Raw genomic sequence first — 24,777 nt, forward strand, 5'->3', positions numbered from 1 at the left:
TCTCCTGTTAGTGGGCGACGGCCGCAGCGCCGTGTTCGTCGATCAGCGCACCGTTGTGGAAACGGTCGATGGAGAATGGCGCGGCCAGCGGGTGCATTTCACCCTTGGCCAGGCTCGCGGCAAACACGTTGCCTGAGCCGGGCGTAGCCTTGAAGCCACCGGTACCCCAACCGCAGTTGAAGAACATGTTCGGCACCGGGGTCTTGGAGATAATCGGGCAGGCGTCCGGCGTGGTGTCGACGATGCCGCCCCACTGGCGGTTCATGCGCACCCGGGACAATACCGGGAACATCTCGACGATGGCCTGGATGGTGTGTTCGATCACCGGGTACGAGCCACGCTGGCCGTAGCCGTTGTAGCCGTCGATACCGGCGCCGATCACCAGGTCGCCCTTGTCGGACTGGCTGATGTAGCCGTGCACGGCGTTGGACATGATCACGCTGTCGATAATCGGCTTGATCGGCTCCGACACCAACGCTTGCAGCGGGTGGGATTCGATCGGCAAACGAAACCCGGCGAGTGACGCCATGTGCCCGGAGTTACCGGCCGTGACCACACCGACGCGCTTGGCGCCGATAAAGCCCTTGTTGGTTTCCACGCCGATGCACACGCCGTTTTCCTTGCGAAAGCCGATCACCTCGGTCTGCTGGATCAAATCCACACCGAGAGCGTCAGCGGCGCGGGCGAAACCCCAGGCCACGGCATCGTGACGGGCCACGCCGCCGCGACGTTGCACGGTGGCGCCGAGGACCGGGTAACGGGTGTTTTTCGAGCAGTCGAGGTACGGAATCTCGTCCGCTACCTGTTTGGCGTTGAGCAGTTCGCCGTCCACGCCATTGAGGCGGTTGGCGCTGACACGACGCTCGGAATCGCGGATGTCCTGCAGGGTGTGGCACAGGTTGTACACACCGCGCTGGGAGAACATCACGTTGTAGTTCAGGTCCTGAGACAAACCTTCCCAGAGTTTCATCGCGTGTTCGTACAGGTGCGCCGACTCATCCCACAGGTAGTTGGAACGCACGATGGTGGTGTTGCGCGCCGTGTTGCCGCCGCCCAGCCAGCCTTTCTCGACCACGGCCACGTTGGTGATGCCGTGCTCTTTGGCCAGGTAGTAAGCGGTCGCCAGACCATGCCCGCCGCCGCCGACGATCACCACGTCGTAGACCTTCTTGGGGGTCGGCGTGCGCCACATCTTCTGCCAGTTTTCGTGATGGCTGAGGGAGTGCTTGAAGAGGCCGAAGCCTGAGTAGCGTTGCATAGTCATTACTCCAAAACCGCGCTCAGCGATAAACCGGGAAATCAGCGCACAGGGCAGACACGTGCTTGGCCACGTTGGCCTCGACATCGGCGTCGCCGAGGTTGTCGAGGATGTCGCAGATCCAGCCGGCCAGTTCGATGCACTGCGGCACTTTGAAGCCACGGGTGGTCACCGCCGGGGTGCCTATGCGCAGGCCCGAGGTCACGAACGGCGACTGCGGGTCATTCGGCACAGCGTTCTTGTTGACGGTGATGTGGGCGCGGCCGAGGGCCGCGTCCGCGTCTTTGCCGGTGAGGCCCTGACGGATCAGGCTGACCAGGAACAAGTGGTTGTCGGTGCCGCCGGAGACCACGTCGTAGCCGCGTTTGATGAACACCTCGGCCATGGCCTGGGCGTTGTCGATCACCTGTTGCTGATACGCCTTGAAGCCTGGCTCTGCTGCCTCCTTGAAGCACACCGCCTTGCCGGCGATCACATGCATCAGCGGCCCACCCTGGGCGCCGGGGAAGACAGCCGCGTTGAGTTTCTTTTCGATGGCTTCGTTGGCCTTGGCCAGGATCAGGCCACCGCGTGGACCGCGCAGGGTCTTGTGGGTGGTGGTGGTGACCACGTCCGCGTAGGGCAGCGGGTTCGGGTACAGACCGGCGGCCACCAGGCCGGCGACGTGGGCCATGTCGACGAACAGCAGCGCGCCCACCTTGTCGGCGATCGCACGGAAGCGTGGGAAATCCAGGGTCTTGGAGTAGGCAGAGAAACCGGCCACGACCATTTTCGGCTGGTGCTCCACGGCCAGGCGCTCGACTTCGTCGTAGTCGATCAGCCCGGTATCGGTGTTGATGCCGTACTGCACCGCGTTGTACAGCTTGCCCGAGGACGACACTTTGGCGCCGTGGGTCAGGTGACCGCCGTGGGCCAGGCTCATGCCGAGAATGGTGTCGCCGGCATTGATCAGCGCCAGGTACACCGCACTGTTGGCGGACGAACCGGAGTGCGGCTGCACGTTGGCGTAATCGGCGCCGAACAGCTGCTTGGCGCGCTCGATGGCCAGGGCCTCGACCTTGTCCACATGCTCGCAGCCACCGTAGTAGCGCTTGCCCGGGTAGCCTTCGGCGTATTTGTTGGTGAGGCCGCTGCCTTGAGCTTCCATCACACGCTTGCTGGTGTAGTTCTCCGACGCGATCAGCTCGATATGATCTTCCTGACGCTGCTCCTCGGCATTCATCGCCGCCAGCAGTGCGTCGTCATATCCCTGGATCTGGTCTTGTTTGCTGAACATCGCGTCTCTCCCAGCCTTTCGTATTGTTGAGGCCCGTGCAGGGCCCTTTGATGCGATGGTAGGGCTGGCGCGTGCAGGTCAAATGCCTGCGCACGCCACGCAAAGGTGCGTTTACGACATTGCTCAAACAACACAGAAATAAATGTGGGAGGGGGCTTGCTCCCGATAGCGGTGCATCAGCTTGCACATAGGCTGGCTGACACATCGCAATCGGGGGCAAGTCGAATCGTCGCACCGCCCCTCCCACAAGGGTTAAGCGATGATCTGGCGGATGAGTAGCAGCAGGAGGAAATGCGCGGGGTACAGAGCGTACGCCCAGCGACGCATGGCTGGCGGGGAGGCGCTTTTGGCATGTCGCAACAAGACCAATCCGGCCAATGGCGCGATCAGGCACGCGGCCAACCCGGTCAGCGCAACGATCGAGCCGCTGTTGAGCAAAATCTGCCATTGGTTGGCGGCTACGCAAACCAAACCCGGTAACACGCTGAAATACCATGGCCGGCTGAATACCAGCAGCATCGCCAGTGGCAGCAATACACCAAAAAAACCGAACATCAGTTGCGTGGAAAAGACAGCGCCTGCTGCGAGCGCCAGCAGCGCCAATCCTCGATCAACAAGGGCTTTGTGCTGCCATCCCCTGGCAACCAGCACGCCCAGTGCCAGGGTCGGCAGCACATTCAACGTATCGGCATCCTCGATGAACAGCCGATAGGGCACTTCGCTGATCACACTGAACAACAGCAACCAGCCAAGGTAGCGCCACTGGCCGCTCATCGGCGCCTTGCGCGCGCGATGCAGGTTCGCCGCGATCGCCAGGCAAAACCACGGGAACGCCAGGCGCCCCGGCACGTACAGCCCATCCAGACTCAACCCCACATAGCGCAGGTGGTCCAGCACCATGCTCAGCAGTGCCAGCCACTTGAGCAGATCCAAAGCGCCATCGCGGATACGTCCGACAGGAATCGTTTCAGTACCGTGCATAATTCCCCAACGACTTTGCATTTACAGTGCGTGCGCCCCCCTCCCAATCTTGGTTAAAGTGCGCACCAACATCGACCACAGGAATGGGCCATGACCGACAAGAGCCAACAATTCGCCAGCGACAACTATTCCGGCATCTGCCCGGAAGCCTGGGCCGCCATGGAACAAGCCAACCAGGGCCATCAACGCGCTTACGGTGATGATGAGTGGACCCACCGCGCCGCCGACGGTTTCCGCAATCTGTTCGAAACCGACTGCGAAGTGTTCTTCGCCTTCAACGGTACCGCCGCCAACTCCCTGGCGCTGTCTTCGCTGTGCCAGAGCTACCATAGCGTGATTTGCTCGGAAACCGCCCACGTCGAGACCGACGAATGCGGCGCGCCGGAGTTTTTCTCCAACGGCTCCAAGCTGCTCACCGCCCGCACCGAAAACGGCAAGCTGACCCCGGAATCAATCCGCGAAATCGCCCTCAAGCGCCAGGATATCCACTACCCGAAACCGCGCGTCGTCACGCTGACCCAGGCCACCGAGGTCGGCAGCGTCTACACCCCAGAGGAAATCCGCGCCATCAGCGCCACCTGCAAGGAGCTGGGCCTGAACCTGCACATGGATGGCGCACGCTTCTCCAACGCCTGCGCCTTCCTCGGCTGCTCGCCGGCCGATCTGACCTGGAAGGCCGGTGTAGACGTGCTGTGCTTTGGCGGCACCAAGAACGGCATGGCGGTGGGTGAAGCCATCCTGTTCTTCAACCACAAGCTGGCCGAAGACTTCGACTACCGCTGCAAACAGGCCGGCCAACTGGCGTCGAAGATGCGCTTTTTGTCGGCACCGTGGGTGGGCCTGCTGGAAAACGACGCCTGGCTCAAGCATGCGCGCCACGCCAACCACTGCGCGCAACTGCTCAGCAGCCTGGTGGCGGATATTCCCGGCGTTGAGCTGATGTTCCCGGTGCAAGCCAACGGCGTGTTCCTGCAACTCTCGGAACCGGCCATCGCCGCGCTGACCGCCAAGGGCTGGCGTTTCTACACCTTTATCGGCAAAGGCGGCGCACGCTTCATGTGCGCGTGGGATACCGAGGAAGAGCGTGTAAGAGAATTGGCGGCGGATATCAGGGAAGTAATGAACGCTTGAAGTAGAAATCAGCCCAGTCCGTGCTGGCCGATTGCCGAGTCTGTTTTTTGATATTTCTGACAGCAGCGCAATGTGATTTCGTTGTCTAGCCTCTTGGAACCCGGAAGGAAAACGCAGCGATACCTGCCACCTTTCGGGTCTCTTACCTGCCGAATGATCGGCCGGAAATACCTATCCAATGGAGAGCTTAATCATGGAATATCAAAACAACATCAATACCCTGCAAAGCAACGGCACCGACAGCACCACCGTCATCGACTGGGACGAGTTCAGGAAGCACGCCAAAGTCGGCGATACCATCCGCGAGCCATCCAGAACGCTCAGGATTTATGACAAAGTCTACGAAATGACAGCCTCAGGCCAACACTTCGTCATCCACATCTACGCCCAGTAACCCCCAGATCGTTCCCACGCTCCGCTGATCGTTCCCACGCTCTGCGTGGGAATGCCTCCTCCCCTGGACGCTCCGCGTCCACCCCAACTCAAGGATGAGCACGTGGGTAGAAGCCGCTACGTCATCACCGAGCCCGAAAAGCCGCACTTTCTAACCTGTACGGTCACGGAGTGGCTGCCACTCTTCACCCGCAGTTACTTGGTGGACCATCTTTTAGATTGCTGGCGATATCAACAAAGTAACCATGCGTTAAACCTGTTTGGCTACGTCGTGCTGGAAAACCACCTGCACTTCGTTGCCCAAGCGCCCGACTTGGGAAAATGCGTCAGCCAATTCAAATCCTTCACTGCCCGCACCATCATCGACGACCTGCAGAGCAAAGGTGCGGAGCGCGTGTTACAGCGCCTGCGTTTCAGCAAACGTGCGCACAAGGCAGATCGTGTTTATCAACTCTGGCAGGAAGGCTCCCATGCAGAACTGGTCTACAGCGAGGCCGTCATGCGTCAGAAGCTTGATTACATCCATCACAACCCCGTGAAACGAGGCTATGTGGACCGCGCAGAACACTGGCGGTACTCCAGCGCTCGCAACTATGCAGGGATGGAAGGGCTGATCAACATCCAGCCTTGGTTCTAAAGAGAGGCGGGACGCGGAGCGTCCCAGGAGGCGTTCCCACGCAGAGCGTGGGAACGATCAGCGTGGTCAAGATCGATCGTTCCCACGCTCTGCGTGGGAATGCCTCCCCTGGACGCTCCGCGTCACCAGCGCTCGGGTCAGAACTCGATGCGCACATCGCCCTTCGGCACACTGCAGCATGACAGGATGTAACCCTCGGCTTCGTCCTCTTCGGTAATCCCGCCGTTGTGCTCCATCTCCACCTCGCCGCCCAGCTTCATCACCTTGCATGTGCCGCAGATGCCCATGCCGCATGCTTTCGGGATCAACAGGCCAAGCTTGGCCGCCGCCGCATGCACGGTTTCGCCCGGCGCCACGCGGATGCTCTTGCCGGACGCAATGAATTCCACCTGATGCAGGTCCGCCAGGTCGACTTCAGGGGCATCAGCGGCTTGTTCGGCCTGCTCCACCGCGTCGGCTCGCGCTTCCGGCGGCGTCGCGCCGAAGGATTCTTCGTGATAGCGCGTCATGTCGAAACCGGCGGCTTCCAGCAGGCGTTTTACCGCGCTCATGTACGGCGTCGGGCCGCAGCAGAACACTTCGCGCTCGAGGAAGTCCGGCACCATCAGTTCCAGCATCTTGTGGTTCAGATAGCCGCGGTACCCGGCCCAGGGTTCTCCAAGACCGTGCTTCTCACAAATCAGGTGCAGGCTGAAATTATCGATCCGCGACGCCATGTGTTCCAGTTCGCGGTGGTAGATGATGTCTTTCGGCGAGCGGGCGCTGTGCACGAAGACCATGTCGACATTGGCGTTGGTGTCGTAAAACCAGCGCGCCATGGACATCACCGGGGTGATACCGACGCCGCCGCTCAGGTACAACACTTTCGGATTGGTGTAGTCGATCGCGTTGAACAGCCCCACCGGCCCGTGCACCGCCAGCTCCTGGCCTTCATGCAGCGTGTCGTGCAGCCAGTTGGAAACTTTGCCGCCCGGTACGCGCTTGATGGTCACCGAAAAGCTGTAGGGCACCGAGGGCGAACTGGAAATGGTGTAGGAGCGCATGATCGGCTGGCCTTCGATTTCCAGCTCCAGGGTGACGAACTGCCCGGGCTTGAAAAAGAACAGGATCGGCTGGTCGGCCATAAAGCAGAAGGTGCGCACGTCCCAGGTTTCCTGGATGACTTTGACGCAACGGACGATGTGCCGACCATTGGCCCAGGTCTGGGTGGTTACCGGATTCAGGAAGCTGTTGGACATACTGTTCTCCACCGCCGAGGCTCGGCCTTATGGTGGCGATTCTGCGTAACGCGAGAATCCGCCATTTACCTATCTGCGACATTCACATACTTACCGCGACCAGCCCCCAACGACAGGGGGTTGCGCGTCGGGATCAGATTGGGCCATGTCGCCCATGGATAAGGTTCGACGCAACGCCGGGCCCACACTCGCTCCCAACGAAAGACACTTTCTTTACGCCTTGCACAGCACCAACCGTAGCCACTATTCGCCGGCCACACAGAATGGCCATGAGGACATACACGATGGACGTCACCGCAACCTTAAGCCTGGGCGATCCGCTGGAACCCGCACGCAAGGCCACCGCGCAGATGCTGCAAGAGCGCGAGCGCACCTTTTCGCTGCCACAGCCGTTTTACTCTGATGAGCGACTGTTCGATATCGACATGCAGGAGATCTTCCAGAAAGAGTGGTTGATTGCCGGCATGACCTGCGAAATCCCCACCAAGGGCAACTACCTGACCCTGCAAGTGGGCAAGAACCCGATCATCGTGATCCGTGGCGCCGACGGTGTGGTGCACGCCTTCCACAACGTATGCCGCCACCGTGGCTCGCGCTTGTGCACCAGCGAAAAGGGCAAGGTCGCCAAGCTCGTTTGCCACTACCACCAGTGGACCTACGAGCTGGACGGCCGCCTGTTGTTCGCCGGCACCGAGATGGGCGCTGACTTCGACATGAAGCAGTACGGCCTCAAACCGGTGAACGTGAAGACCGCCGGCGGCTACATTTTCATCAGCCTGGCGGAAAACCCACCGGCCATCGATGACTTCCTGTCGACCCTGAACCATTACATGGAACCGTACGACATGGAGAACACCAAGGTGGCGATCCAGACCACCTTGTTTGAAAAAGCCAACTGGAAGCTGGTGCTGGAAAACAACCGCGAGTGCTACCACTGCAACGCGTCGCACCCGGAACTGCTGAAAACCTTGCTGGAATGGGACGACGTCACCGACCCGCGCGCCGACCAGGCGTTCAAGGACCACGTAGCCGCTTCCGCCGCCGCCTGGGATGCCGAGAAGATTCCTTATGCCCACGCCAGTTTTGGCCTGCGCAACCGTATCGTGCGCATGCCACTGCTCAAGGGCACCGTGTCGATGACCCTGGACGGCAAGCAGGGCTGCGCAAAACTGATGGGCCGGATCAAGAACCCCGACCTGGGCTCGATGCGCATCCTGCACCTGCCCCACTCGTGGAACCACTGCATGGGCGATCACATCATCGTGTTCACTGTGTGGCCGATCAGTGCCCAGGAAACCATGGTCACCACCAAGTGGATCGTGCACAAGGACGCAGTGGAAGGCGTGGACTACGACGTGGAGCGCATGCGCCAAGTGTGGGACGCCACCAACGACCAGGACCGTCGCCTGGCCGAAGAGAACCAGCGCGGGATCAACTCCACCGCCTACCAGCCAGGCCCGTACTCCAAGACCTATGAGTTCGGCGTGGTGAACTTTGTCGATTGGTACAGCGAACGCATGCTGAATAACCTCGGTGCCGCGCCCGCGCCCTACCTCAAAGGCGTTGCCGCCCACGAATAACTGACACACCGTGGATCAAAATGTGGGAGGGGGCTTGCTCCCCGATAGCGGAGTATCAGCCAATGCATGTGCAAGCTGATCCATCCCTATCGGGAGCAAGCCCCCTCCCATACTTGTACCAGGCGCTGAACAATATTTGATCAACTCTCGCGCGGACCGCTAAAAGCCTGCCCTCCAGCCGTTGCCCAACAACTTATCCACAAAGACACCCACAGCAATTGTGGGCAACTGTCTTTTTCTCTGGAAATAAATCAAGAAAATCCGTGACTTATTTATAGACAGGGGTTTTATCCCGCTTTGATCATTTTTTGATCTAAAGCCTGTAAGCCACGGTACTCAAGGGCTACAGAGGAACGCGAACACCTTATCCACAGAAGCACCAACAGACTTTGGGGGCAACTTTGCTCACGCTGTGGAAAACCGCGTCAAACCTGCATATATCGGGGGATTCAGCACTTTCAGGACTGTAAAAACAACCTTTGATCAGATTTTGAGCAGTTCGAGGATAGCCTTTGTTTATAAGGCCTGTAACCGACAGCGAACATCTTATCCACAGGCGGATCAACAGCGATTGTGGGTAAACCGCAGGTCCAATGTGGGAGGGGGCTTGCTCCCGATAGCGCTGGGTCAGTTACAGCTATATCAACTGACACTCCGCCATCGGGGGCAAGCCCCCTCCCACAGGGGTTCAGCGTACGACGCCTTCTTCTATGAGCAATTTGAGTATGGCTTGCGCGCCCTCTTCAGGGCTCACGCCCTTGAGCACCTGCCCACCGCCGCCACTGGCCTTGGCCGTTGCCGCCTTCATACGGTCGGCGCCGCTCTTGGCCTTGATCACCTTGAGGCGCTTGGGTCGCGGCTTGGCCGGCTGCAGCAGCGCGTCTGTGAATAACTCATCCTGTTCGATCTCGACTTCGTGGGCGGCAAGCTCGCCACGTTGCGCCGGGCCGTACGCACTCTGCCGAGGCTTGGGCGCGGCGTTATCCACAGTGGCGAGAAAAGGCAGGCGTACCTTCAGGCGCCGCCGCTGGCCACGGGGCAAGGCTTGCAGCACGTGGGCCACGCCGCTTTCGATGGACTCCACCTGGGCCAGGCCGACAATCAGCGGCCAACCCAGTTGTTCGGCCAGCAGGAACGGCAGCATGCCCGACCCCTCGCCGGTTTCCGCCTGGCTGCCGGTGAGCACCACCTGGGCACCGGCATCGCGTAGATAGTCACTCAGCACTGGCAACGCATCGGCGCCCGCCGGCTGTTCCAGTACATGCAGTTGCGGCAGGCCCATGCCCAGGTAGCTGCGCAAGGTCGGCTCGCTGATGTCTCCCGCGTGCAGCACCTGCAACTTATCCCCAGCCATCTGCAGCCCTAGCTCGACCGCACGCGCATCTTGTTCGGCACGGCGCGGGCGTCCGGAAGTGGGGTGGGCGCCGACGGATACCAGGCTGATTACATTGGTTGTCATGGTCATATCCCTAGGCTGCATCGCGCTTGGCGCCGTTGCGGTAGGCCTCGACCGCAGCGATCAAGGCTTGCAGAATCGCGGCGCTTTCGCCGATCACCGACAGGTCGGCACGCTTGATCATGTCGCAACCCGGGTCGAGGTTGATCGCCACCACCTTGTCGCAGGCACCGATGCCTTGCAGGTGCTGGATCGCCCCGGAAATGCCCACGGCCACGTACACCCGCGCCGTGACCCAGGTGCCGCTGGCGCCGACCTGGCGATCACGCGCCATATAGCCATCGTCCACCGCCACCCGCGACGCACCCTCGGTGGCGCCCAGGGCGGCGGCGGTCTGGTGGAACAGCGCCCAGTCCTTCACGCCGTTGCCGCCAGAAAAAATGAATTCCGCTTCGGCCATGGGAATCGCCGCCGGGTCTACCGCCACTGCGCCGAGGTCTTCGATACGTGGCAGGCTACGCGCCAGGGTTGTGGATAACTCCACGGGCAAGACTTCATGACGCGTGTCGCTGACCGGATCGGCACATTCGGCGGCCGCGAGGATCAGGCGCGGCAACGGCCGGGCCAGATCTTCCTGGCCCGCACCGGCGCGGCCGATGCATGCCTCACCTTTGATCTGCCACACCCGCGTGGCCGGGCGCTCCTTGAGGCTGGCGGCAAAACGCCGACCCAGCTCGCCACCGCCGCTGCGGCTGTCCGGCAGCAACCAGTGACGCGGGTTGAACTGGTTATCCACAGCCCGCAGGCCCTGGACGCGCTGCTCCGGTGAATAACCGTCGAACTCGTGACCATCCAGCACCAGCAGACGGTCCACCCCCGCTGTAGCAAACGCGCTTTCCTTATGTTCACCAAACACCACCGCCAGTACCGCGCCGTCACTGCCGGCCAGTTGCCGGGCCAGGCCGAGCAGGTCGCGGTCGTGACTGCTCAAGCGGCCACCGACCATGTCCGGTACCACGTTGATGTAGAACGCCGGCGTCGGCACCTGGTGCAGCGGCAACAGCACCTCGACCGCCGCCGTACGCTTGGCCGCGCCGCCCTGCTGGGCGCCGCTGCGGTCGATACGCTTGATCCCGTTGGGACCGATAAAACCGACACCATGCACGTTCTTGCGGATCACACCGTTGGGCCCCATCCAGCTCTGTTGTACGGGCTGCATCGCCGCGTGCAAAGGATGAAGACGGTTACGGGCGATCCATTCGGCACGGGGATCGCGGCGGATAATGTCGCTCATCAATGCACCTCCGCAGGTTCACGCTTGTTGGGCGCCTTGGCCGGTGCCGCATCTTCAAGCAAGGCGTCGGCCACCAATTCGGCAATGTCTTTGATCAACGGGCGCGGCTCGACCACACCCTCGAGCATCGCCGTGCACTGCGGGCAACCCACAGCTACCAGTTCGGCGCCGGTCTCGCGGATGTCGTCCATGCGCATGTCGGGGATGCGTTGCTTGCCGGGGATGTCGGTGATCGGCGCGCCGCCACCGCCGCCGCAGCAGCGTGAACGAAAGCCCGAGCGCTGCATCTCCTTGACCTCGATGCCCAGGGCCCGCAGCACCTGGCGCGGCGCTTCGTACTCGCCGTTGTAGCGGCCCAGATAGCAAGGGTCGTGATAGGTCACGCTGGTGCCTTTGTGCTGGCCCAGGTTCAGCGCGCCCTCGCCGATCAGCTCGGCCATGAAGGTGCTGTGGTGCTGCACCAGATAGTTGCCGTTGAAGGCGCCGTACTCGTTTTTCAGCACATGAAAACTGTGCGGATCGCAGGTGACGATGCGTTTAAAGCTGTACTTGGCCAGGGTCTGGATATTGCGCGAAGCCAGCAACTGAAAGGTCGCTTCATCGCCCAGGCGCCGCGCCACGTCGCCGCTGTCGCGTTCTTCCAGGCCAAGCACAGCGAAGTCGACCTTGGCTGCCTTGAGCACTTTGACGAACGCGCGCAGGGTGCGTTGGTTGCGCATGTCGAAGGCACCGTCGCCGACCCAGAACAGCACGTCGGCACTGCCTTTCTCGCTGAGCAGCGGCAGGTTCAAATCCGCCGCCCAATTCAGCCGGCCGCCGGGTGCGAAACCGCCAGGGTTGTCGGTGGCGATCAGGTTTTCCAGGACTTCGGCGCCTTTGTTCGGCGTAGCGCCCTTTTCCAGGGTGAGGTAGCGGCGCATGTCGACGATGGCGTCCACGTGCTCGATCATCATCGGGCACTCTTCCACACAGGCGCGGCAGGTGGTGCATGACCACAGGGTCTCGGCGTCCACCAGGCCGTTGACGATCGGCTGGTGCGGGTTGCCGCTGTGTTCGCCTATCGGTTTACCTGGATAGGGGCTGCCGGCGAATTTGGCATCGGTGCCGCCGGCCAGGCCGACCACCATGTCCTGGATGAGTTTTTTCGGGTTCAGCGGCTGGCCGGCGGCAAACGCTGGGCAGGCGGCTTCGCACTTGCCGCACTGCACGCAGGCGTCGAAACCGAGCAATTGGTTCCAGGTAAAATCCTTGGGTTTTTCCACGCCCAACGGCGCGGTCTTGTCACTGAGGTCCAGCGGTTTCAAACCGGTGGAACGGCCACCGCCGAAGCGCTCGGCGCGGCGGTGCCAGGCCAGGTGCAAGGCACCGGCGAAGGCGTGCTTCATCGGGCCGCCCCAGGTCATGCCGAAGAACATTTCAGACACGCCCCACAACACGCCCACGCTCAACAACGCAGCCAGCAGCCAGCCGCCGAAGTCGGCGGGCAAGATGCCGGCCACCGGCAGGGTCACCAGGAAAAAGCTGACCGAGAACGCCATCAGGCTTTTCGGCAAGCGCATCCACGGGCCCTTGGACAGACGCGCGGGGGGGTTGCGGCGACGCAGGTACATGAAGATGGCGCCGACAAACATCAAGGTCGAGGCCAAAAGCAGCGCGTAGCCGAGGATGCGGTTGTGCAGGCCGAAACCGTGCACCAGGATCGCCAGCAGCGCCGACAGCACAAAGCCCAGCGCGGTAGCGACGTGGGTGTTGGCGATGTATTTGTCGCGGGCGACCACATGGTGCAGGTCGACCATGTAGCGCTTGGGCATGGCCAAAAGGCCGCCGAGCAGGTCAACCTTGGAGGCACGGCCGCGGCGCCACATGTTCACCCGGCGCAGGGCGCCGAGGACGGCAAGGCCTAGGGCGGCAAACAAAAGAATAGGCAGCAAGGTGTTCAACATGGTGAAGCTCCCACAGACCACACAGGTCTACTGTGAAACTGGCCTTGAAATGTGGGAGGGGGCTTGCTCCCGATGGCGGAGTGTCAGTTGATATAGCTGTAGCTGACCCACCGCTATCGGGAGCAAGCCCCCTCCCACATTCGGACCGAGTCCACTTTGGCTCGGTGTCGGCTTAGAAATCCTTGCACAAGCGCAGGGCGTCATAGATGGCAGCGTGGGTATTGCGCTGGGCCACACAGTCACCGATGCGGAACAACAAGTACCCCTCACCCGCTTCGCTCAGGCACGGCTGTGGCTTGATCGCGAACAGGGCTTCGACGTCAATCTGGCCCTTGTTGCGCGAACCTTCCTTGAGCCCGTAATAAATCGCCTCGTCCGGGCGCACGCCGTTCTCCACCACCACCTGGTCGACCACCCGCTCTTCCTTGGCCCCGGTGTATTCGTTCTCCAGCACCGCCACCAGCTTGTCGCCCTCGCGGTAGACCTTTTCCAGCATCATGTCGCCGGTCATGATCACTTCCTTGGGGTACATGCTGCGGTAGTAAGTCGGGAACGACGTACCGCCGATGGCCACGCCCGGCTTGATATCGTCGGTGACGATCTCGACCTGGCAGCCTTTGTCCGCAAGGAAATCCGCCACCGACATGCCGGTGAATTCGCAGATGGTGTCGTACACCAGCACGTTCTTGCCCGGTGCGACTTTGCCGTCGAGCACGTCCCAACTGCTCACCACCAGGCCCTCGGCAGCGCCCCAGTGTTCGTTCTGTTCAATGAACGGATGCCCACCGACGGCCAGCACCACCACGTCCGGACGCAGGTCGAGGATAATTTCGGCATCCGCCGCCACGCCCAGGCGCAGATCGACTTTCAAACGTGCCAACTCCAACTGGAACCAGCGCGTGATACCGGCAATCTGGTCGCGTTGCGGGGCTTTCGATGCGGTGGTGATCTGCCCGCCGATAAATTCTTTCTTTTCGAACAGGGTCACCTCGTGGCCGCGTTCGGCGGCGACGCGCGCCGCTTCCATCCCCGCAGGGCCAGCACCGACCACCACGACTTTGCGTTTAGGCCCGGTGGACTTCTCGATAATGTGCGGCACGCCCATGTATTCACGGGAGGTCGCGGCGTTCTGGATGCACAGCACATCCAGGCCCTGGTACTGGCGATCGATGCAATAGTTGGCGCCGACGCACTGTTTGATCTGGTCGATCTGGCCCATCTTGATCTTGGCGATCAGGTGCGGGTCGGCAATATGGGCGCGGGTCATGCCGACCATGTCCACGTAGCCGCCTTCCAGAATGCGCGTGGCCTGGTTCGGGTCCTTGATGTTCTGCGCGTGCAGCACCGGAACCTTCACCACTTCCTTGATACCGGCCGCCAGGTGCAGGAACGGCTCCGGCGGGTAACTCATGTTCGGGATCACGTTGGCCAGGGTGTTGTGCGTATCGCACCCCGAGCCCACCACGCCGATGAAGTCGAGCATGCCGGTGTCGTCGTAATACTTGGCGATCTGCTTCATGTCCTCGTGGGACAGGCCGTCCGGGTGGAACTCGTCGCCGCACAGGCGCATGCCCACGCAGAAATCGTCACCGACTTCGGCGCGCACGGCCTTCAACACTTCCAGGCCGAACTTCATGCGGCCTTCGAAGGTGCCGCCCCATTCATCGGTGCGCTTGTTGACCCGCGGGCTCCAGAACTGGTCGATCATGTGCTGGTGCACGGCGGACAGTTCCACCCCATCCAGGCCACCGGCCTTGGCGCGCTTGGCGGCGCTGGCGTAGTTGCCGATCACGCGCCAGATTTCTTCCGGCTCGATGGTCTTGCAGGTGGCACGGTGCACCGGCTCACGCACGCCGGACGGCGACATCAGGGTCGGCCAGTTGAAGCCGTCCCAACGCGAGCGACGACCCATGTGGGTAATCTGGATCATGATCTTGGCGCCATGCTTGTGCATGGCGTCGGCCAGGTTCTGGAAGTGCGGGATGATGCGGTCGGTGGACAGGTTCACCGAGCTCCACCATTCCTGGGGGCTGTCGATGGCCACCACCGAGGAGCCGCCGCAGATCGCCAGGCCGATACCGCCCTTGGCCTTCTCTTCGTAGTACTTCACATAGCGGTCGGTGGTCATGCCGCCGTCGGTGGCATACACCTCGGCGTGGGCGGTACTGAGCACGCGGTTGCGAATGGTCAGTTTGCCGATCTGGATCGGCTGGAACATTGCTTCGAAAGCCATGGCACGGTCCTCGGCTTACAACGGCTTGACGGTGAACAAACCATCATCGTGGCCCTCTTCGGAGCCTCCGTAGACTTGTTCGGCGACGGTGCGAATCTTGCTGCCACGCGCTTCAAGGATCTGGTCCATCGCGCCGGCAAACCAGCCGGTGAACATGTAGTCGACTTTGCGCCCGACCTTGCCGTACACATAGACGAAGGCCGAATGTTCCAACTTGACGCTGGCGGTGCCTTTATCCAGGTCGATGTCCTGAATCTTGAACAGGCCCCAGCCGCGTTGCGACAGGCGCTTCATGTAGTGCTCGAACACCGCGACGCCTTCCAGGCCGTGGCATTCGGCTTCCTTTTCACACCAGTGCCAGGCGGACTTGTAGCCGGCCTTGTAGAGGATCTCGGCGTAGGCGTCGGCACCCAGCACTTCTTCGATGCCCATGTGGTTGTTGACGAAGAAATGGCGCGGCACGTACAGCATCGGCAGGGCGTCGGAGGTCCAGACACCGGTTTCGCTGTCGACTTCAATTGGCAATTGCGGGGCGATCTTGGCCATGGAAACTTAACTCCAGAAAAATTCGTAGTGGTGTTGCCGGTGGGTGTCTGGCTTATTCGCCCCAGACGTCTTTCAAGACATTGACCCAGTTCTCGCCCATGATCTTGCGCACCACGCGTTCAGGATGGCCGCGCTTGAGCAGGGTCTCGGTGAGGTTGGGAAACTCGCCCACGGTGCGGATGCCCAGCGGGTTGATGATCTTGCCGAAGCTGGTCAGGCGGCGGGCGTAGCCTTTGTCATGGGTCAGCATTTCAAAGAAATCCTGGCCATGGCCCTGGGTGAAGTCGGTGCCGATGCCGATGGCGTCTTCGCCGACGATGTTCATGGTGTATTCGATGGCTTCGGCGTAATCGTCGATGGTCGAATCGATGCCCTTGGCCAGGAACGGCGCGAACATGGTCACGCCGACAAACCCGCCGTGGTCGGCGATGAACTTGAGTTCTTCATCGGATTTGTTGCGCGGGTGCTCCTTGAGGCCCGAGGGCAGGCAGTGGGAATAGCACACCGGCTTTTTCGATTCGAGGATGACTTCTTCGCTGGTCTTGGAACCGACGTGGGACAGGTCGCACATGATGCCGACGCGGTTCATCTCGGCGACAATCTCACGCCCGAAACCCGACAGGCCGCCGTCGCGCTCGTAGCAGCCGGTGCCCACCAGGTTCTGGGTGTTGTAGCACATCTGCACCACACCGACGCCGAGCTGCTTGAAGATCTCGACATAGCCGAGCTGGTCTTCAAATGCGTGGGCATTCTGGAAGCCGAAGATGATGCCGGTCTTGCCCTGCTCCTTGGCGCGACGGATATCGGCGGTGGTTTTCACCGGGATCACCAGGTCGCTGTTTTCGCGGATCAGGGTCTGGCTGGCGACGATGTTATTGATCGTGGCCTGGAAGCCTTCCCACACCGACACCGTGCAGTTGGCAGCCGTCAAGCCACCTTTGCGCATGTCTTCGAACAGGTCGCGGTTCCACTTGGCAATAATCAGACCGTCGATAACGATGCTGTCGGCGTGCAACTCGGCTGGGCTCATCAGGCGTCCCCTTATTGGCGATTCATGCGCCGAATCGTCTGCCGGCGCTTTGGGGCCAGCATATGCCCAGGGGCCGACGGAGCCGGGTGCAAAAACGACAGGGGAATTGCCGAAAGCGTCAATCCGCGACAAAGCCTGTGTAGACATGCCTGACTGGCGGCTGTTCTTTGTCTTACGCTTGAGCCAGAATTCCGCATCACCTGATATGAGACGGCGCAATGAAATCGATTTTCCTGGCTTTGGCACTCATCGCAACCGGCGTCCACGCCGCCGAAGACACCGACAGCACGCCGTGCGACGGCATCGAGAACGACCAGCAAACCCTGGAATGCGCCACCTACAACAAAACCACCGCCGAGCAATTGTTGAAAGACAACTATCAGGGCCTGCTGGAGCGCATGGGTTCCACCTACGGCAGCGACAAGACCAAGCTCGCCGACATTACCGCTCGTCTGAAGGATGCCCAGCAGAAGTGGGAAAAACTACGTGATGCCGATTGCGCGGTGGACACCTTCCCGACGGCGACCGGGACCAAGGCGTATGCGATTGCGCTGAATGATTGCCTGGCGCGGATGAGTGACGAGCGGTCGGAGTTTTTGGAGTCGATTGGGCAGGAATAAGCGACAATCCTGCGACTTTCCTTCTGAACCAGGGCTTTTCATGACTATCTGCGGCATCGAAATCAAAGGCAGCGAAGCCATCATCGCCGTCGCTTCCCTGGACAACCAGGCGCTGACCCACGTCGCCCTGGCCACCAAGAAAATCGCCCTCGAAGACGACGACGAAGCCGCCAACGTCAAAGCCTTCGCCGCCCAGGTGAAGGCGTTCGTGCAGGCAAACGCCATCACCCGGATCGCGATCAAGAAGCGCAGCAAGAAAGGCGAATTCGCCGGTGGCCCGACCACGTTCAAGATTGAAGGGGTGTTTCAGTTGTTGGAGGGGGTGGAGGTGACCTTGCTGTCGCCGCAAACCATCAATGCGCAAAACAAGAAGCACACCTTTGAACTGCCGGCGACGCTGAACAAGTATCAGCATGAGGCTTACAAGGCGGCGTGTTCGGCCTTGGTAAAAAAATAAGCCACACCGAAATCTACTGTGGGAGGGGGCTTGCTCCCGATGAGGGTGTGTCAGCCACTCATGTGCTGCTGACCCACTGCTATCGGGAGCAAGCCCCCTCCCACATTTGATCCGCGGTGCCGGCCGCTTTTATACCTAATTATAGAAACGACTATAAATTATAGTCGCGCCTATAATTGACTAAAAAACGATCAAACCACCTCCCGTCGCCGATCCTCTCTCGGACATTTCGCAAACCTCGCCCGATAGCTGCGGGTGAAATACGAAGGCGACTCGAACCCGCACGCAATACTCACTTCCAGCACGCTCATATCGCTCTGGCGCAGCAGTTGCCGGGCTTTTTCCAGGCGCAGGCGCAGATAGAAGTTACTCGGTGTGTCGTTCAAATGCAGGCGGAACAAGCGCTCAAGCTGACGCCGGGTGACCCTGATTGCGTCGGCCAGGGCCAGGGTACTCAGGGGCGGCTCGGTGTGTTGCTCCATCTCGCCGATCACCTGCACCAGTTTTTTGTTGTTGATGCCGTAGCGGGTGGCGATTTGCATGCGTTGGTGGTCTTGGCGCGGGCGGATGCGGCCGAGCACGAACTGTTCGGACACCTGGATCGCCAGGTCCGGGCCGTGGGCCTGGGCGATCAGGTCGAGCATCAGGTCGATGGATGCGGTGCCGCCGGCACAGGTGATGCGACGGCGGTCGATCTCGAACAGTTCCTGGGTGACGCTCAGGTGCGGATACGATTCCTTGAACGCATCGATGGCTTCCCAGTGCAAGGTCAGGCGGTGGCCGTCGAGCAGGCCCGCTTCGGCCAGCACGCAGGCGCCGGTGTCGATGGCGCCGAGGGTCACGCCGTCGTGGTCAAGACGGCGCAGCCAGTGATCCAGCGTCGGCGTGGCGAACTGCAGCGGTTCGAAGCCGGCCACCACCAACAGCGTCGCACCCTTTTTCAGCGGTTCCAGTGCGGCGTCGGCATTGACCGACATGCCATTGCTCGCCAGTACCGCACCGCCATCGGCGCTCAGTATGTGCCAGCGGTACAACTCGCCACGGAAGCGGTTGGCCACACGCAACGGCTCAAGGGCGGAGATAAAGCCGATGGCCGAGAACCCCGGCATCAGCAAAAAATAAAAATCCTGGGACATGATGGCGCTCTCGTAGGACGACCAGCGTGGCACTGTGATACTCCCGTTCAAGGGCGGATTCAAGCGCGCAGGTCGCTGCAGTGCAAGAGCCGGTCGCCGCTGTGCGTTTCGGCGCTGCTCAAGGTACGTAACTTGGCTGCACGGCGCGCAAAGACGCCGGACCCCACAATAACGACCTGCCGAGGGATTCACCATGAACCGACTGATCAGCCGCAGCGTGCTTGCACTCAGCGTCAGCGCTATTTTGAGCACCCCCGTCATGGCAGCGGATGCCGCTTCCTGCCAGAACGTGCGCCTGGGCGTGGTGAACTGGACCGACGTGATCGCCACCAGCGCCATGACCCAAGTGCTGCTCGACGGCCTCGGCTACAAGACCAAACAAACCAGCGCGTCCCAGCAGATCATCTTTGCCGGCATTCGCGACCAGCGCCTGGATCTGTTCCTGGGCTACTGGAACCCGTTGATGACCCAGACCATCACGCCGTTCGTCGACGCCAAGCAAGTCAAAGTGCTCGACAAACCGAGCCTGGAAGACGCCCGCGCCACCCTCGCCGTGCCGACCTACCTGGCGGACAAGGGCCTGAAAACCTTTGCCGACATCGCCCGCTTCGAAAAAGAGTTGGGCGGCAAGATCTACGGCATCGAGCCGGGTTCGGGCGCCAATACCCAGATCAAGGCCATGATCGCCAAGAACCAGTTCGGCCTGGGCAAGTTCCAACTGGTCGAATCCAGCGAAGCCGCCATGCTCTCTGCAGTCGACCGCGCGGTACGACGCAAGGAGCCTGTGGTGTTCTTCGGCTGGGCGCCGCACCCGATGAACGTCAACGTGGCGATGACTTACCTCACCGGCAGCGATGACGCGCTGGGGCCGAATGAAGGCAGGGCGACCGTGTGGACCGTCACCTCGCCGACCTATGCCGAGCAGTGCCCCAACGTACACAAGCTGCTGACCAACCTGACCTTCACCGCCGCCGACGAGAGCCGGATGATGCAGCCCTTGCTGGATCACAAGGACCCCATCGAGTCGGCCAAGCAGTGGCTCAAGGATCACCCGCAAGACCAGGCGCGCTGGCTGGAAGGTGTGACCACCTTCGATGGCAAGCCGGCGGCGGCCAACCTCCAACTGACCGTCAAATAACCTTTTCCAGACACCGCTTCGCAGCCCCGACCGGCTGCGAACAGCACCCCCACGCCTGTAAGGAACCGCCTCATGAACCACGACGTCATCATCACCTGCGCACTCACCGGTGCTGGCGACACGACCGCCAGAAGCCCGCATGTGCCGGTCACCCCCAAACAGATCGCGGCCGCCGCCGTGGAAGCCGCCAAGGCCGGCGCGACCGTGGTGCACTGCCACGTGCGTGACCCGCACACCGGCAAGTTCAGCCGCGACGTGGCGCTGTACCGCGAAGTGATGGAGCGCATCCGCGAGGCCGACATCGACATCATCGTCAATCTCACCGCCGGCATGGGCGGCGACCTGGAGATCGGCAGTGGCGAGCACCCCATGGAGTTCGGTCCCAACACCGACCTGGTCGGCCCACTGACGCGCCTGGCCCATGTCGAGCAATTGCTGCCGGAAATCTGCACCCTCGATTGCGGCACCCTGAACTTCGGCGATGGCGACACCATTTACGTGTCCACTCCGGCGCAATTGCGCGCCGGCGCCAAGCGTATCCAGGCGTTGGGCGTTAAAGCCGAGCTGGAGATTTTCGACACCGGCCACCTGTGGTTCGCCAAGCAGATGATCAAGGAAGGCCTGCTCGACAACCCGCTGTTTCAACTGTGCCTGGGCATCCCGTGGGGCGCGCCGGCCGACACCACCACCATGAAAGCCATGGTCGACAACTTGCCCGCCGACGCCGTGTGGGCCGGCTTCGGCATCGGCCGCATGCAGATGCCGATGGCGGCGCAGGCGGTGCTGCTGGGCGGCAATGTGCGGGTCGGCCTGGAAGACAACTTGTGGCTGGACAAAGGCGTGCTTGCCACCAATGGGCAGTTGGTGGAGCGCGCCGGTGAAATCCTCAGCCGCCTCGGCGCGCGAGTCATGACCCCGGCGGAAGGTCGCATCAAGATGGGCCTGGCCAAACGCGGCTAGTCCCTGCCAAAACCGAATCAAAAATGTGGGAGGGGGCTTGCTCCCGATAGCGGTGGATCAGCCTAAAGATGCATGACTGAAACACCGTCATCGGGAGCAAGCCCCCTCCCACAAGGGATCACCGAACGCTTTAGGAATGTGCCAATGAGCTTTATCAACGAAATCAAAACCTTCGCTGCCCTCGGCAGCGGCGTTATCGGCAGCGGCTGGGTGTCCCGCGCCCTCGCCCACGGCCTGGACGTCGTGGCCTGGGACCCGGCGCCCGGCGCCGAAACGGCCCTGCGCAAACGTGTCGCCAACGCCTGGGGCGCCCTGGAGCAACAAGGCCTGGCGCCGGGAGCATCCCAGTCGCGCCTGCGCTTTGTCGCAACCATTGAGGAATGCGTAAGGGACGCCGACTTCATTCAGGAAAGCGCCCCGGAACGCCTGGAGCTGAAATTGGATTTGCACAGCAAGATCAGCGCCGCAGCCAAGCCGAATGCGTTGATCGGCTCGAGCACGTCCGGGCTATTGCCAAGTGAATTTTATGAGGGTTCGACCCACCCGGAACGTTGCGTGGTTGGCCACCCGTTCAACCCGGTTTACCTGCTGCCGTTGGTGGAAGTGGTCGGCGGCAAGCACACCGCGCCGGAGGCGATCCAGGCCGCGATCAAGGTCTATGAATCCCTCGGCATGCGCCCACTGCACGTGCGCAAGGAAGTGCCGGGGTTTATTGCTGACCGCCTGCTGGAAGCGCTGTGGCGCGAGGCGCTGCACCTGGTCAACGATGGCGTGGCGACCACCGGCGAAATCGACGACGCGATTCGCTTTGGCGCCGGGCTGCGCTGGTCGTTCATGGGCACCTTCCTCACCTACACCCTGGCCGGTGGCGATGCGGGCATGCGCCACTTCATGGCGCAGTTCGGTCCGGCATTGCAGTTGCCGTGGACCTATTTGCCGGCGCCGGAACTCACCGACAAATTGATCGACGATGTGGTCGATGGCACCCGCGACCAGTTAGGCAAACACAGCATTGCGGCGCTGGAGCGCTATCGTGATGATTGCCTGCTGGCGGTATTGGAGGCAGTCAAAGTGACTAAAGCCAAACACGGCATGAGCTTCGCCGAATAACCCACATTCTTGACCGAGTCTGGATCCATGCCCGCATTGAAAACCTACACCACTCAAATCCTGCCTAAATGGGTCGACTACAACGGCCACCTGCGCGATGCGTTCTACCTGCTGATCTTCAGCTACGCCACCGACGCACTGATGGACATGCTGGGCCTGGACAGTGATAACCGCGAAGCCAGCGGCCACTCGCTGTTCACCCTGGAGTTGCATCTGAACTACCTGCACGAAGTGAAGCTGGGTACCAAGGTGCAGGTGCGCACCCAACTGATCGCCCACGACGCCAAGCGCCTGCATCTCTATCACAGTCTGCACCCGGTGGACGATGACAAGGAACTGGCCGGCAACGAACAGATGCTGCTGCATGTCGACCTGGCAGGGCCGCATGCCACGCCGTTCACCGAGGCCGCGCTGGAAAGGCTGACGGCTATCAGCGCCGCACAGGCCGAGCTGCCAATGCCCGCCCTGCTTGGCCGTGTCATTGGCTTGCCGGCAAAAAAAGCCCCGAGCCAGCCGTGACTGGATCGGGGCAGAGTGCCTTGTGTGAGCCGTGCATCCGGAGGGTGACCAAACCATCAAGCTGCGTGCCTGGGACCAGTGTGCCGGTAAGTGCACCTGGCGCATGGCCCGAAAACGACACCCTCATAGCCATCTGAGGCATTCACGCATTCTGCCCTTGCCGACCGCCTGGGCGGCTACCAGAATCGAGGTCGAACCCCGCTCCCCTCACCAGGATAAACGTCATGATGCATGCGGATTTGATTGACCAGGATGACCTGCTGGGCCAACTGCGCTCGTTGGGTTTCGAAGTGTCCAGCGGTGCCAGCGCCGAGCAGGCTTGCGAGTGCGCGGTACGCGGTTTGAGCGAGGCACGGGCCAAGGCGCTCAAGGGTATGGTTGAGCAGATGTACAGCGGCAGCGCGACGATTCTGCCGGCGGTGCGTCAGGCGATCGATAAGCAGTTGTTGCCGGCCTTGGTGCAGTTCAAGCAGAACCGCGGCGCCTGACAGCCACCTTCCCTGTAGGAGCGAGCTTGCTCGCGAAGATCGTCAACGATGACGCGGGGCCCCAGTTACCCCGCGTCGCTCTTGCTTTTTTCGCGAGCAAGCTCGCTCCTACAGTTAGAGCCTTACACTGGCGAAAGTCGACTCATTCCTGGCCTGGCTCAACGCCGACATCGGCCCCGACAACGGTGACAACACCAGCGCCTGCGGAATCGGCAGCATCGCCACCTGCTGGGTGGTATTGGAGCCTACACGCTCATCGCGCGGCGGAATGCCGAAGTATTCGCGGTAGCACTTGGAGAAATGCGGGGTGGACACAAACCCGCACACCGACGCCACTTCGATGATCGACATCGGCGTTTGCTTGAGCAACTGCCGCGCACGGATCAGGCGCAACTTGAGGTAGTAGCGCGACGGCGAACAGTGCAGGTATTTCTGGAACAACCGCTCCAGCTGGCGACGCGACACGGCGACATAGACCGCCAGCTCGTCCAGGTCGATGGGCTCTTCCAGGTTGGCTTCCATCAGCGCCACGATTTCCTGCAGCTTCGGCTGGTTGGTGCCGAGCATGTGCTTGAGCGGCACACGCTGGTGATCCTGTTCGTTGCGGATGCGTTCGTACACGAACATCTCGGAGATGGCGGCCGACAGCTCACGGCCGTGGTCGCGGCTGATCAGGTGCAGCATCATGTCCAACGGCGCGGTGCCGCCGGAGCTGGTGAAACGGTTGCGATCGAGGGTGAACAGGCGTGTGCTCATGGCCACGCGGGGAAACGCTTCCTGCATCGACGCCAGGCATTCCCAATGCACGCTGCAATCGAAACCGTCGAGCAGGCCCGCGCAGGCCAGGGCCCAGCTGCCGGTGCAGACCGCACCGAGACGACGGGATTGACGCGCCTGGCTTTGCAGCCACGACACGTGTTCGCGGGTGACGGTGCGCTGGATGCCCACGCCACCGCACACGATCACCGTGTCCAGGGCCGGGGCCTTGTGCATGGCGGCGTCGGGGGTGATCTGCAGGCCGTCACTGGCCCATACTTGGTTGCCGTCGACACTCAGGGTGGTCCAGCGATACAACTCGCGGCCGGACAGCTGGTTGGCCATGCGCAGCGGTTCCACGGCCGACGCCAGGGAAATCAGCGTGAAATTGTCCAGCAGCAAAAAGCCGATGGATTGAGGCGCACGGTTCTGGGGTTGGGCCCCTGAGTTGAACGACGTCATCGCAGTATCTCCTCACACAAAGCGGGTGATGGCCTCAGGCGAGGCTCTTGTTATTGCGCTCATCTCCTGAGAGGGAGAGAGGCTTTGAATTGATAGAGCAAATGCCATGCCTGAAATTGAATGGCCATTCAACAAATCCTGAAAACGACCTGTTGATGCGTCTATATAAGCCCGCCTATTAAACGCGAGATATGA

The 24,777-nt window shown here is 61.3% G+C and carries 23 protein-coding genes and 1 pseudogene; 12 read left to right on the top strand and 12 right to left on the bottom strand.

The window, feature by feature from the left end; all coding sequences use genetic code 11:
• Nucleotides 1-7: 7 nt before the first annotated feature.
• From C4J85_RS25025 to C4J85_RS25035, 3 genes are all read right to left on the bottom strand, one after another.
• Complete coding sequence (locus C4J85_RS25025; RefSeq protein ID WP_010207084.1) at nt 8-1,258, bottom strand: sarcosine oxidase subunit beta; 1,251 nt, start codon at nt 1,256-1,258, stop codon at nt 8-10.
• Between the two features lie 22 nt (nt 1,259-1,280).
• Nucleotides 1,281-2,534, bottom strand: a complete 1,254-nt coding sequence (gene glyA / locus C4J85_RS25030; RefSeq protein WP_124368610.1) for a serine hydroxymethyltransferase — start codon at nt 2,532-2,534, stop codon at nt 1,281-1,283.
• Nucleotides 2,535-2,786: 252 nt separating this feature from the next.
• A complete protein-coding gene (locus C4J85_RS25035; RefSeq protein ID WP_124410944.1) occupies nt 2,787-3,515 on the bottom strand; it encodes a TraX family protein in 729 nt (242 codons plus the stop codon).
• A 90-nt stretch (nt 3,516-3,605) separates the two neighbouring features.
• On the opposite strand from C4J85_RS25035, the gene C4J85_RS25040 reads away from it, so the two are divergent.
• From C4J85_RS25040 to C4J85_RS25050, 3 genes are all read left to right on the top strand, one after another.
• Entirely contained in the window at nt 3,606-4,646 is a 1,041-nt protein-coding gene (locus tag C4J85_RS25040; protein ID WP_057723604.1) for a low specificity L-threonine aldolase, read from the top strand.
• A gap of 193 nt (nt 4,647-4,839) precedes the next feature.
• Entirely contained in the window at nt 4,840-5,040 is a 201-nt protein-coding gene (locus C4J85_RS25045; RefSeq protein ID WP_124368612.1) for a hypothetical protein, read from the top strand.
• Between the two features lie 102 nt (nt 5,041-5,142).
• Nucleotides 5,143-5,676: a transposase gene (locus C4J85_RS25050; RefSeq protein WP_124410945.1), complete on the top strand. Its 534-nt coding sequence runs from the start codon at nt 5,143-5,145 to the stop codon at nt 5,674-5,676.
• A gap of 137 nt (nt 5,677-5,813) precedes the next feature.
• On the opposite strand, the gene gbcB is transcribed toward C4J85_RS25050, so the two are convergent.
• Nucleotides 5,814-6,914: a glycine-betaine demethylase subunit GbcB gene (gene gbcB / locus C4J85_RS25055; RefSeq protein WP_124364713.1), complete on the bottom strand. Its 1,101-nt coding sequence runs from the start codon at nt 6,912-6,914 to the stop codon at nt 5,814-5,816.
• Nucleotides 6,915-7,198: 284 nt separating this feature from the next.
• Between gbcB and gbcA the strand changes: the two genes are divergently transcribed.
• Entirely contained in the window at nt 7,199-8,494 is a 1,296-nt protein-coding gene (gene gbcA / locus C4J85_RS25060; protein WP_124368614.1) for a glycine-betaine demethylase subunit GbcA, read from the top strand.
• Between the two features lie 688 nt (nt 8,495-9,182).
• Here the strand turns inward: gbcA and C4J85_RS25065 are convergent.
• The 6 genes from C4J85_RS25065 to C4J85_RS25090 form a co-directional block, all read right to left on the bottom strand.
• Nucleotides 9,183-9,953, bottom strand: coding sequence for an electron transfer flavoprotein subunit beta (locus C4J85_RS25065; protein ID WP_124408370.1), 771 nt, complete (start codon nt 9,951-9,953; stop codon nt 9,183-9,185).
• A gap of 10 nt (nt 9,954-9,963) precedes the next feature.
• Nucleotides 9,964-11,184, bottom strand: coding sequence for an electron transfer flavoprotein subunit alpha/FixB family protein (locus tag C4J85_RS25070; protein WP_124410946.1), 1,221 nt, complete (start codon nt 11,182-11,184; stop codon nt 9,964-9,966).
• Entirely contained in the window at nt 11,184-13,127 is a 1,944-nt protein-coding gene (dgcB, locus tag C4J85_RS25075) for a dimethylglycine demethylation protein DgcB (RefSeq protein WP_124410947.1), read from the bottom strand. Before dgcB ends, C4J85_RS25070 begins: the two co-directional genes overlap by 1 nt.
• A gap of 172 nt (nt 13,128-13,299) precedes the next feature.
• Entirely contained in the window at nt 13,300-15,360 is a 2,061-nt protein-coding gene (gene dgcA, locus C4J85_RS25080; RefSeq protein ID WP_124410948.1) for a dimethylglycine demethylation protein DgcA, read from the bottom strand.
• Between the two features lie 15 nt (nt 15,361-15,375).
• Complete coding sequence (locus C4J85_RS25085) at nt 15,376-15,906, bottom strand: DUF5943 domain-containing protein (RefSeq protein WP_005792152.1); 531 nt, start codon at nt 15,904-15,906, stop codon at nt 15,376-15,378.
• A 52-nt stretch (nt 15,907-15,958) separates the two neighbouring features.
• Nucleotides 15,959-16,936: a dipeptidase gene (locus tag C4J85_RS25090; protein WP_005792153.1), complete on the bottom strand. Its 978-nt coding sequence runs from the start codon at nt 16,934-16,936 to the stop codon at nt 15,959-15,961.
• 218 nt (nt 16,937-17,154) lie between these two features.
• On the opposite strand from C4J85_RS25090, the gene C4J85_RS25095 reads away from it, so the two are divergent.
• Together C4J85_RS25095 and C4J85_RS25100 are read left to right on the top strand one after the other, a co-directional pair.
• Complete coding sequence (locus tag C4J85_RS25095; RefSeq protein WP_124410949.1) at nt 17,155-17,556, top strand: lysozyme inhibitor LprI family protein; 402 nt, start codon at nt 17,155-17,157, stop codon at nt 17,554-17,556.
• A gap of 40 nt (nt 17,557-17,596) precedes the next feature.
• Nucleotides 17,597-18,013 carry a DUF3010 family protein gene (locus C4J85_RS25100; protein ID WP_124410950.1) on the top strand — a complete coding sequence of 139 codons (417 nt, stop codon included), beginning with the start codon at nt 17,597-17,599 and terminating at the stop codon, nt 18,011-18,013.
• A gap of 191 nt (nt 18,014-18,204) precedes the next feature.
• Here the strand turns inward: C4J85_RS25100 and C4J85_RS25105 are convergent, their stop codons facing one another.
• Entirely contained in the window at nt 18,205-19,149 is a 945-nt protein-coding gene (locus C4J85_RS25105) for a GlxA family transcriptional regulator (protein WP_124410951.1), read from the bottom strand.
• Nucleotides 19,150-19,342: 193 nt separating this feature from the next.
• Here C4J85_RS25105 and C4J85_RS25110 point away from each other — a divergent pair, with 193 nt between their 5' ends.
• The 6 genes and pseudogenes from C4J85_RS25110 to C4J85_RS27795 all read left to right on the top strand — a co-directional run.
• On the top strand, nt 19,343-20,287 hold the full coding sequence (locus tag C4J85_RS25110; protein WP_124405496.1) for a choline ABC transporter substrate-binding protein: 945 nt from the start codon (nt 19,343-19,345) through the stop codon (nt 20,285-20,287).
• Between the two features lie 72 nt (nt 20,288-20,359).
• Nucleotides 20,360-21,247 carry a 3-keto-5-aminohexanoate cleavage protein gene (locus tag C4J85_RS25115; protein WP_124372105.1) on the top strand — a complete coding sequence of 296 codons (888 nt, stop codon included), beginning with the start codon at nt 20,360-20,362 and terminating at the stop codon, nt 21,245-21,247.
• Nucleotides 21,248-21,391: 144 nt separating this feature from the next.
• On the top strand, nt 21,392-22,357 hold the full coding sequence (locus C4J85_RS25120; protein WP_124410952.1) for an L-carnitine dehydrogenase: 966 nt from the start codon (nt 21,392-21,394) through the stop codon (nt 22,355-22,357).
• Nucleotides 22,358-22,384: 27 nt separating this feature from the next.
• Nucleotides 22,385-22,876: a thioesterase family protein gene (locus C4J85_RS25125; RefSeq protein WP_124410953.1), complete on the top strand. Its 492-nt coding sequence runs from the start codon at nt 22,385-22,387 to the stop codon at nt 22,874-22,876.
• A 224-nt stretch (nt 22,877-23,100) separates the two neighbouring features.
• A complete protein-coding gene (locus tag C4J85_RS25130) occupies nt 23,101-23,364 on the top strand; it encodes a hypothetical protein (RefSeq protein ID WP_124368626.1) in 264 nt (87 codons plus the stop codon).
• A pseudogene (locus tag C4J85_RS27795) lies at nt 23,361-23,480 on the top strand (outer membrane lipoprotein carrier protein LolA); the annotation flags it as partial. The gene C4J85_RS25130 and the pseudogene C4J85_RS27795, both read left to right, overlap by 4 nt.
• On the opposite strand, the gene C4J85_RS25140 reads toward C4J85_RS27795, so the two are convergent.
• Entirely contained in the window at nt 23,479-24,582 is a 1,104-nt protein-coding gene (locus C4J85_RS25140) for a GlxA family transcriptional regulator (protein WP_124364728.1), read from the bottom strand. The pseudogene C4J85_RS27795 and the gene C4J85_RS25140 sit on opposite strands and share 2 nt — an antisense overlap.
• Between the last annotated feature and the right edge of the window lie 195 nt (nt 24,583-24,777).

The organism is Pseudomonas sp. R4-34-07, assembly GCF_003852375.1.
Taxonomy (GTDB): domain Bacteria; phylum Pseudomonadota; class Gammaproteobacteria; order Pseudomonadales; family Pseudomonadaceae; genus Aquipseudomonas.

Coding starts and splice junctions, on each gene's coding strand:
- C4J85_RS25025 (WP_010207084.1), bottom strand. CDS start 1,258: ATGCAACGCTACTCAGGCTTCGGCCTCTTCAAGCACTCCCTCAGCCAT.
- glyA (WP_124368610.1), bottom strand. CDS start 2,534: ATGTTCAGCAAACAAGACCAGATCCAGGGATATGACGACGCACTGCTG.
- C4J85_RS25035 (WP_124410944.1), bottom strand. CDS start 3,515: ATGCACGGTACTGAAACGATTCCTGTCGGACGTATCCGCGATGGCGCT.
- C4J85_RS25040 (WP_057723604.1), top strand. CDS start 3,606: ATGACCGACAAGAGCCAACAATTCGCCAGCGACAACTATTCCGGCATC.
- C4J85_RS25045 (WP_124368612.1), top strand. CDS start 4,840: ATGGAATATCAAAACAACATCAATACCCTGCAAAGCAACGGCACCGAC.
- gbcB (WP_124364713.1), bottom strand. CDS start 6,914: ATGTCCAACAGCTTCCTGAATCCGGTAACCACCCAGACCTGGGCCAAT.
- gbcA (WP_124368614.1), top strand. CDS start 7,199: ATGGACGTCACCGCAACCTTAAGCCTGGGCGATCCGCTGGAACCCGCA.
- C4J85_RS25065 (WP_124408370.1), bottom strand. CDS start 9,953: ATGACAACCAATGTAATCAGCCTGGTATCCGTCGGCGCCCACCCCACT.
- C4J85_RS25070 (WP_124410946.1), bottom strand. CDS start 11,184: ATGAGCGACATTATCCGCCGCGATCCCCGTGCCGAATGGATCGCCCGT.
- dgcB (WP_124410947.1), bottom strand. CDS start 13,127: ATGTTGAACACCTTGCTGCCTATTCTTTTGTTTGCCGCCCTAGGCCTT.
- dgcA (WP_124410948.1), bottom strand. CDS start 15,360: ATGGCTTTCGAAGCAATGTTCCAGCCGATCCAGATCGGCAAACTGACC.
- C4J85_RS25085 (WP_005792152.1), bottom strand. CDS start 15,906: ATGGCCAAGATCGCCCCGCAATTGCCAATTGAAGTCGACAGCGAAACC.
- C4J85_RS25090 (WP_005792153.1), bottom strand. CDS start 16,936: ATGAGCCCAGCCGAGTTGCACGCCGACAGCATCGTTATCGACGGTCTG.
- C4J85_RS25095 (WP_124410949.1), top strand. CDS start 17,155: ATGAAATCGATTTTCCTGGCTTTGGCACTCATCGCAACCGGCGTCCAC.
- C4J85_RS25100 (WP_124410950.1), top strand. CDS start 17,597: ATGACTATCTGCGGCATCGAAATCAAAGGCAGCGAAGCCATCATCGCC.
- C4J85_RS25105 (WP_124410951.1), bottom strand. CDS start 19,149: ATGTCCCAGGATTTTTATTTTTTGCTGATGCCGGGGTTCTCGGCCATC.
- C4J85_RS25110 (WP_124405496.1), top strand. CDS start 19,343: ATGAACCGACTGATCAGCCGCAGCGTGCTTGCACTCAGCGTCAGCGCT.
- C4J85_RS25115 (WP_124372105.1), top strand. CDS start 20,360: ATGAACCACGACGTCATCATCACCTGCGCACTCACCGGTGCTGGCGAC.
- C4J85_RS25120 (WP_124410952.1), top strand. CDS start 21,392: ATGAGCTTTATCAACGAAATCAAAACCTTCGCTGCCCTCGGCAGCGGC.
- C4J85_RS25125 (WP_124410953.1), top strand. CDS start 22,385: ATGCCCGCATTGAAAACCTACACCACTCAAATCCTGCCTAAATGGGTC.
- C4J85_RS25130 (WP_124368626.1), top strand. CDS start 23,101: ATGATGCATGCGGATTTGATTGACCAGGATGACCTGCTGGGCCAACTG.
- C4J85_RS25140 (WP_124364728.1), bottom strand. CDS start 24,582: ATGACGTCGTTCAACTCAGGGGCCCAACCCCAGAACCGTGCGCCTCAA.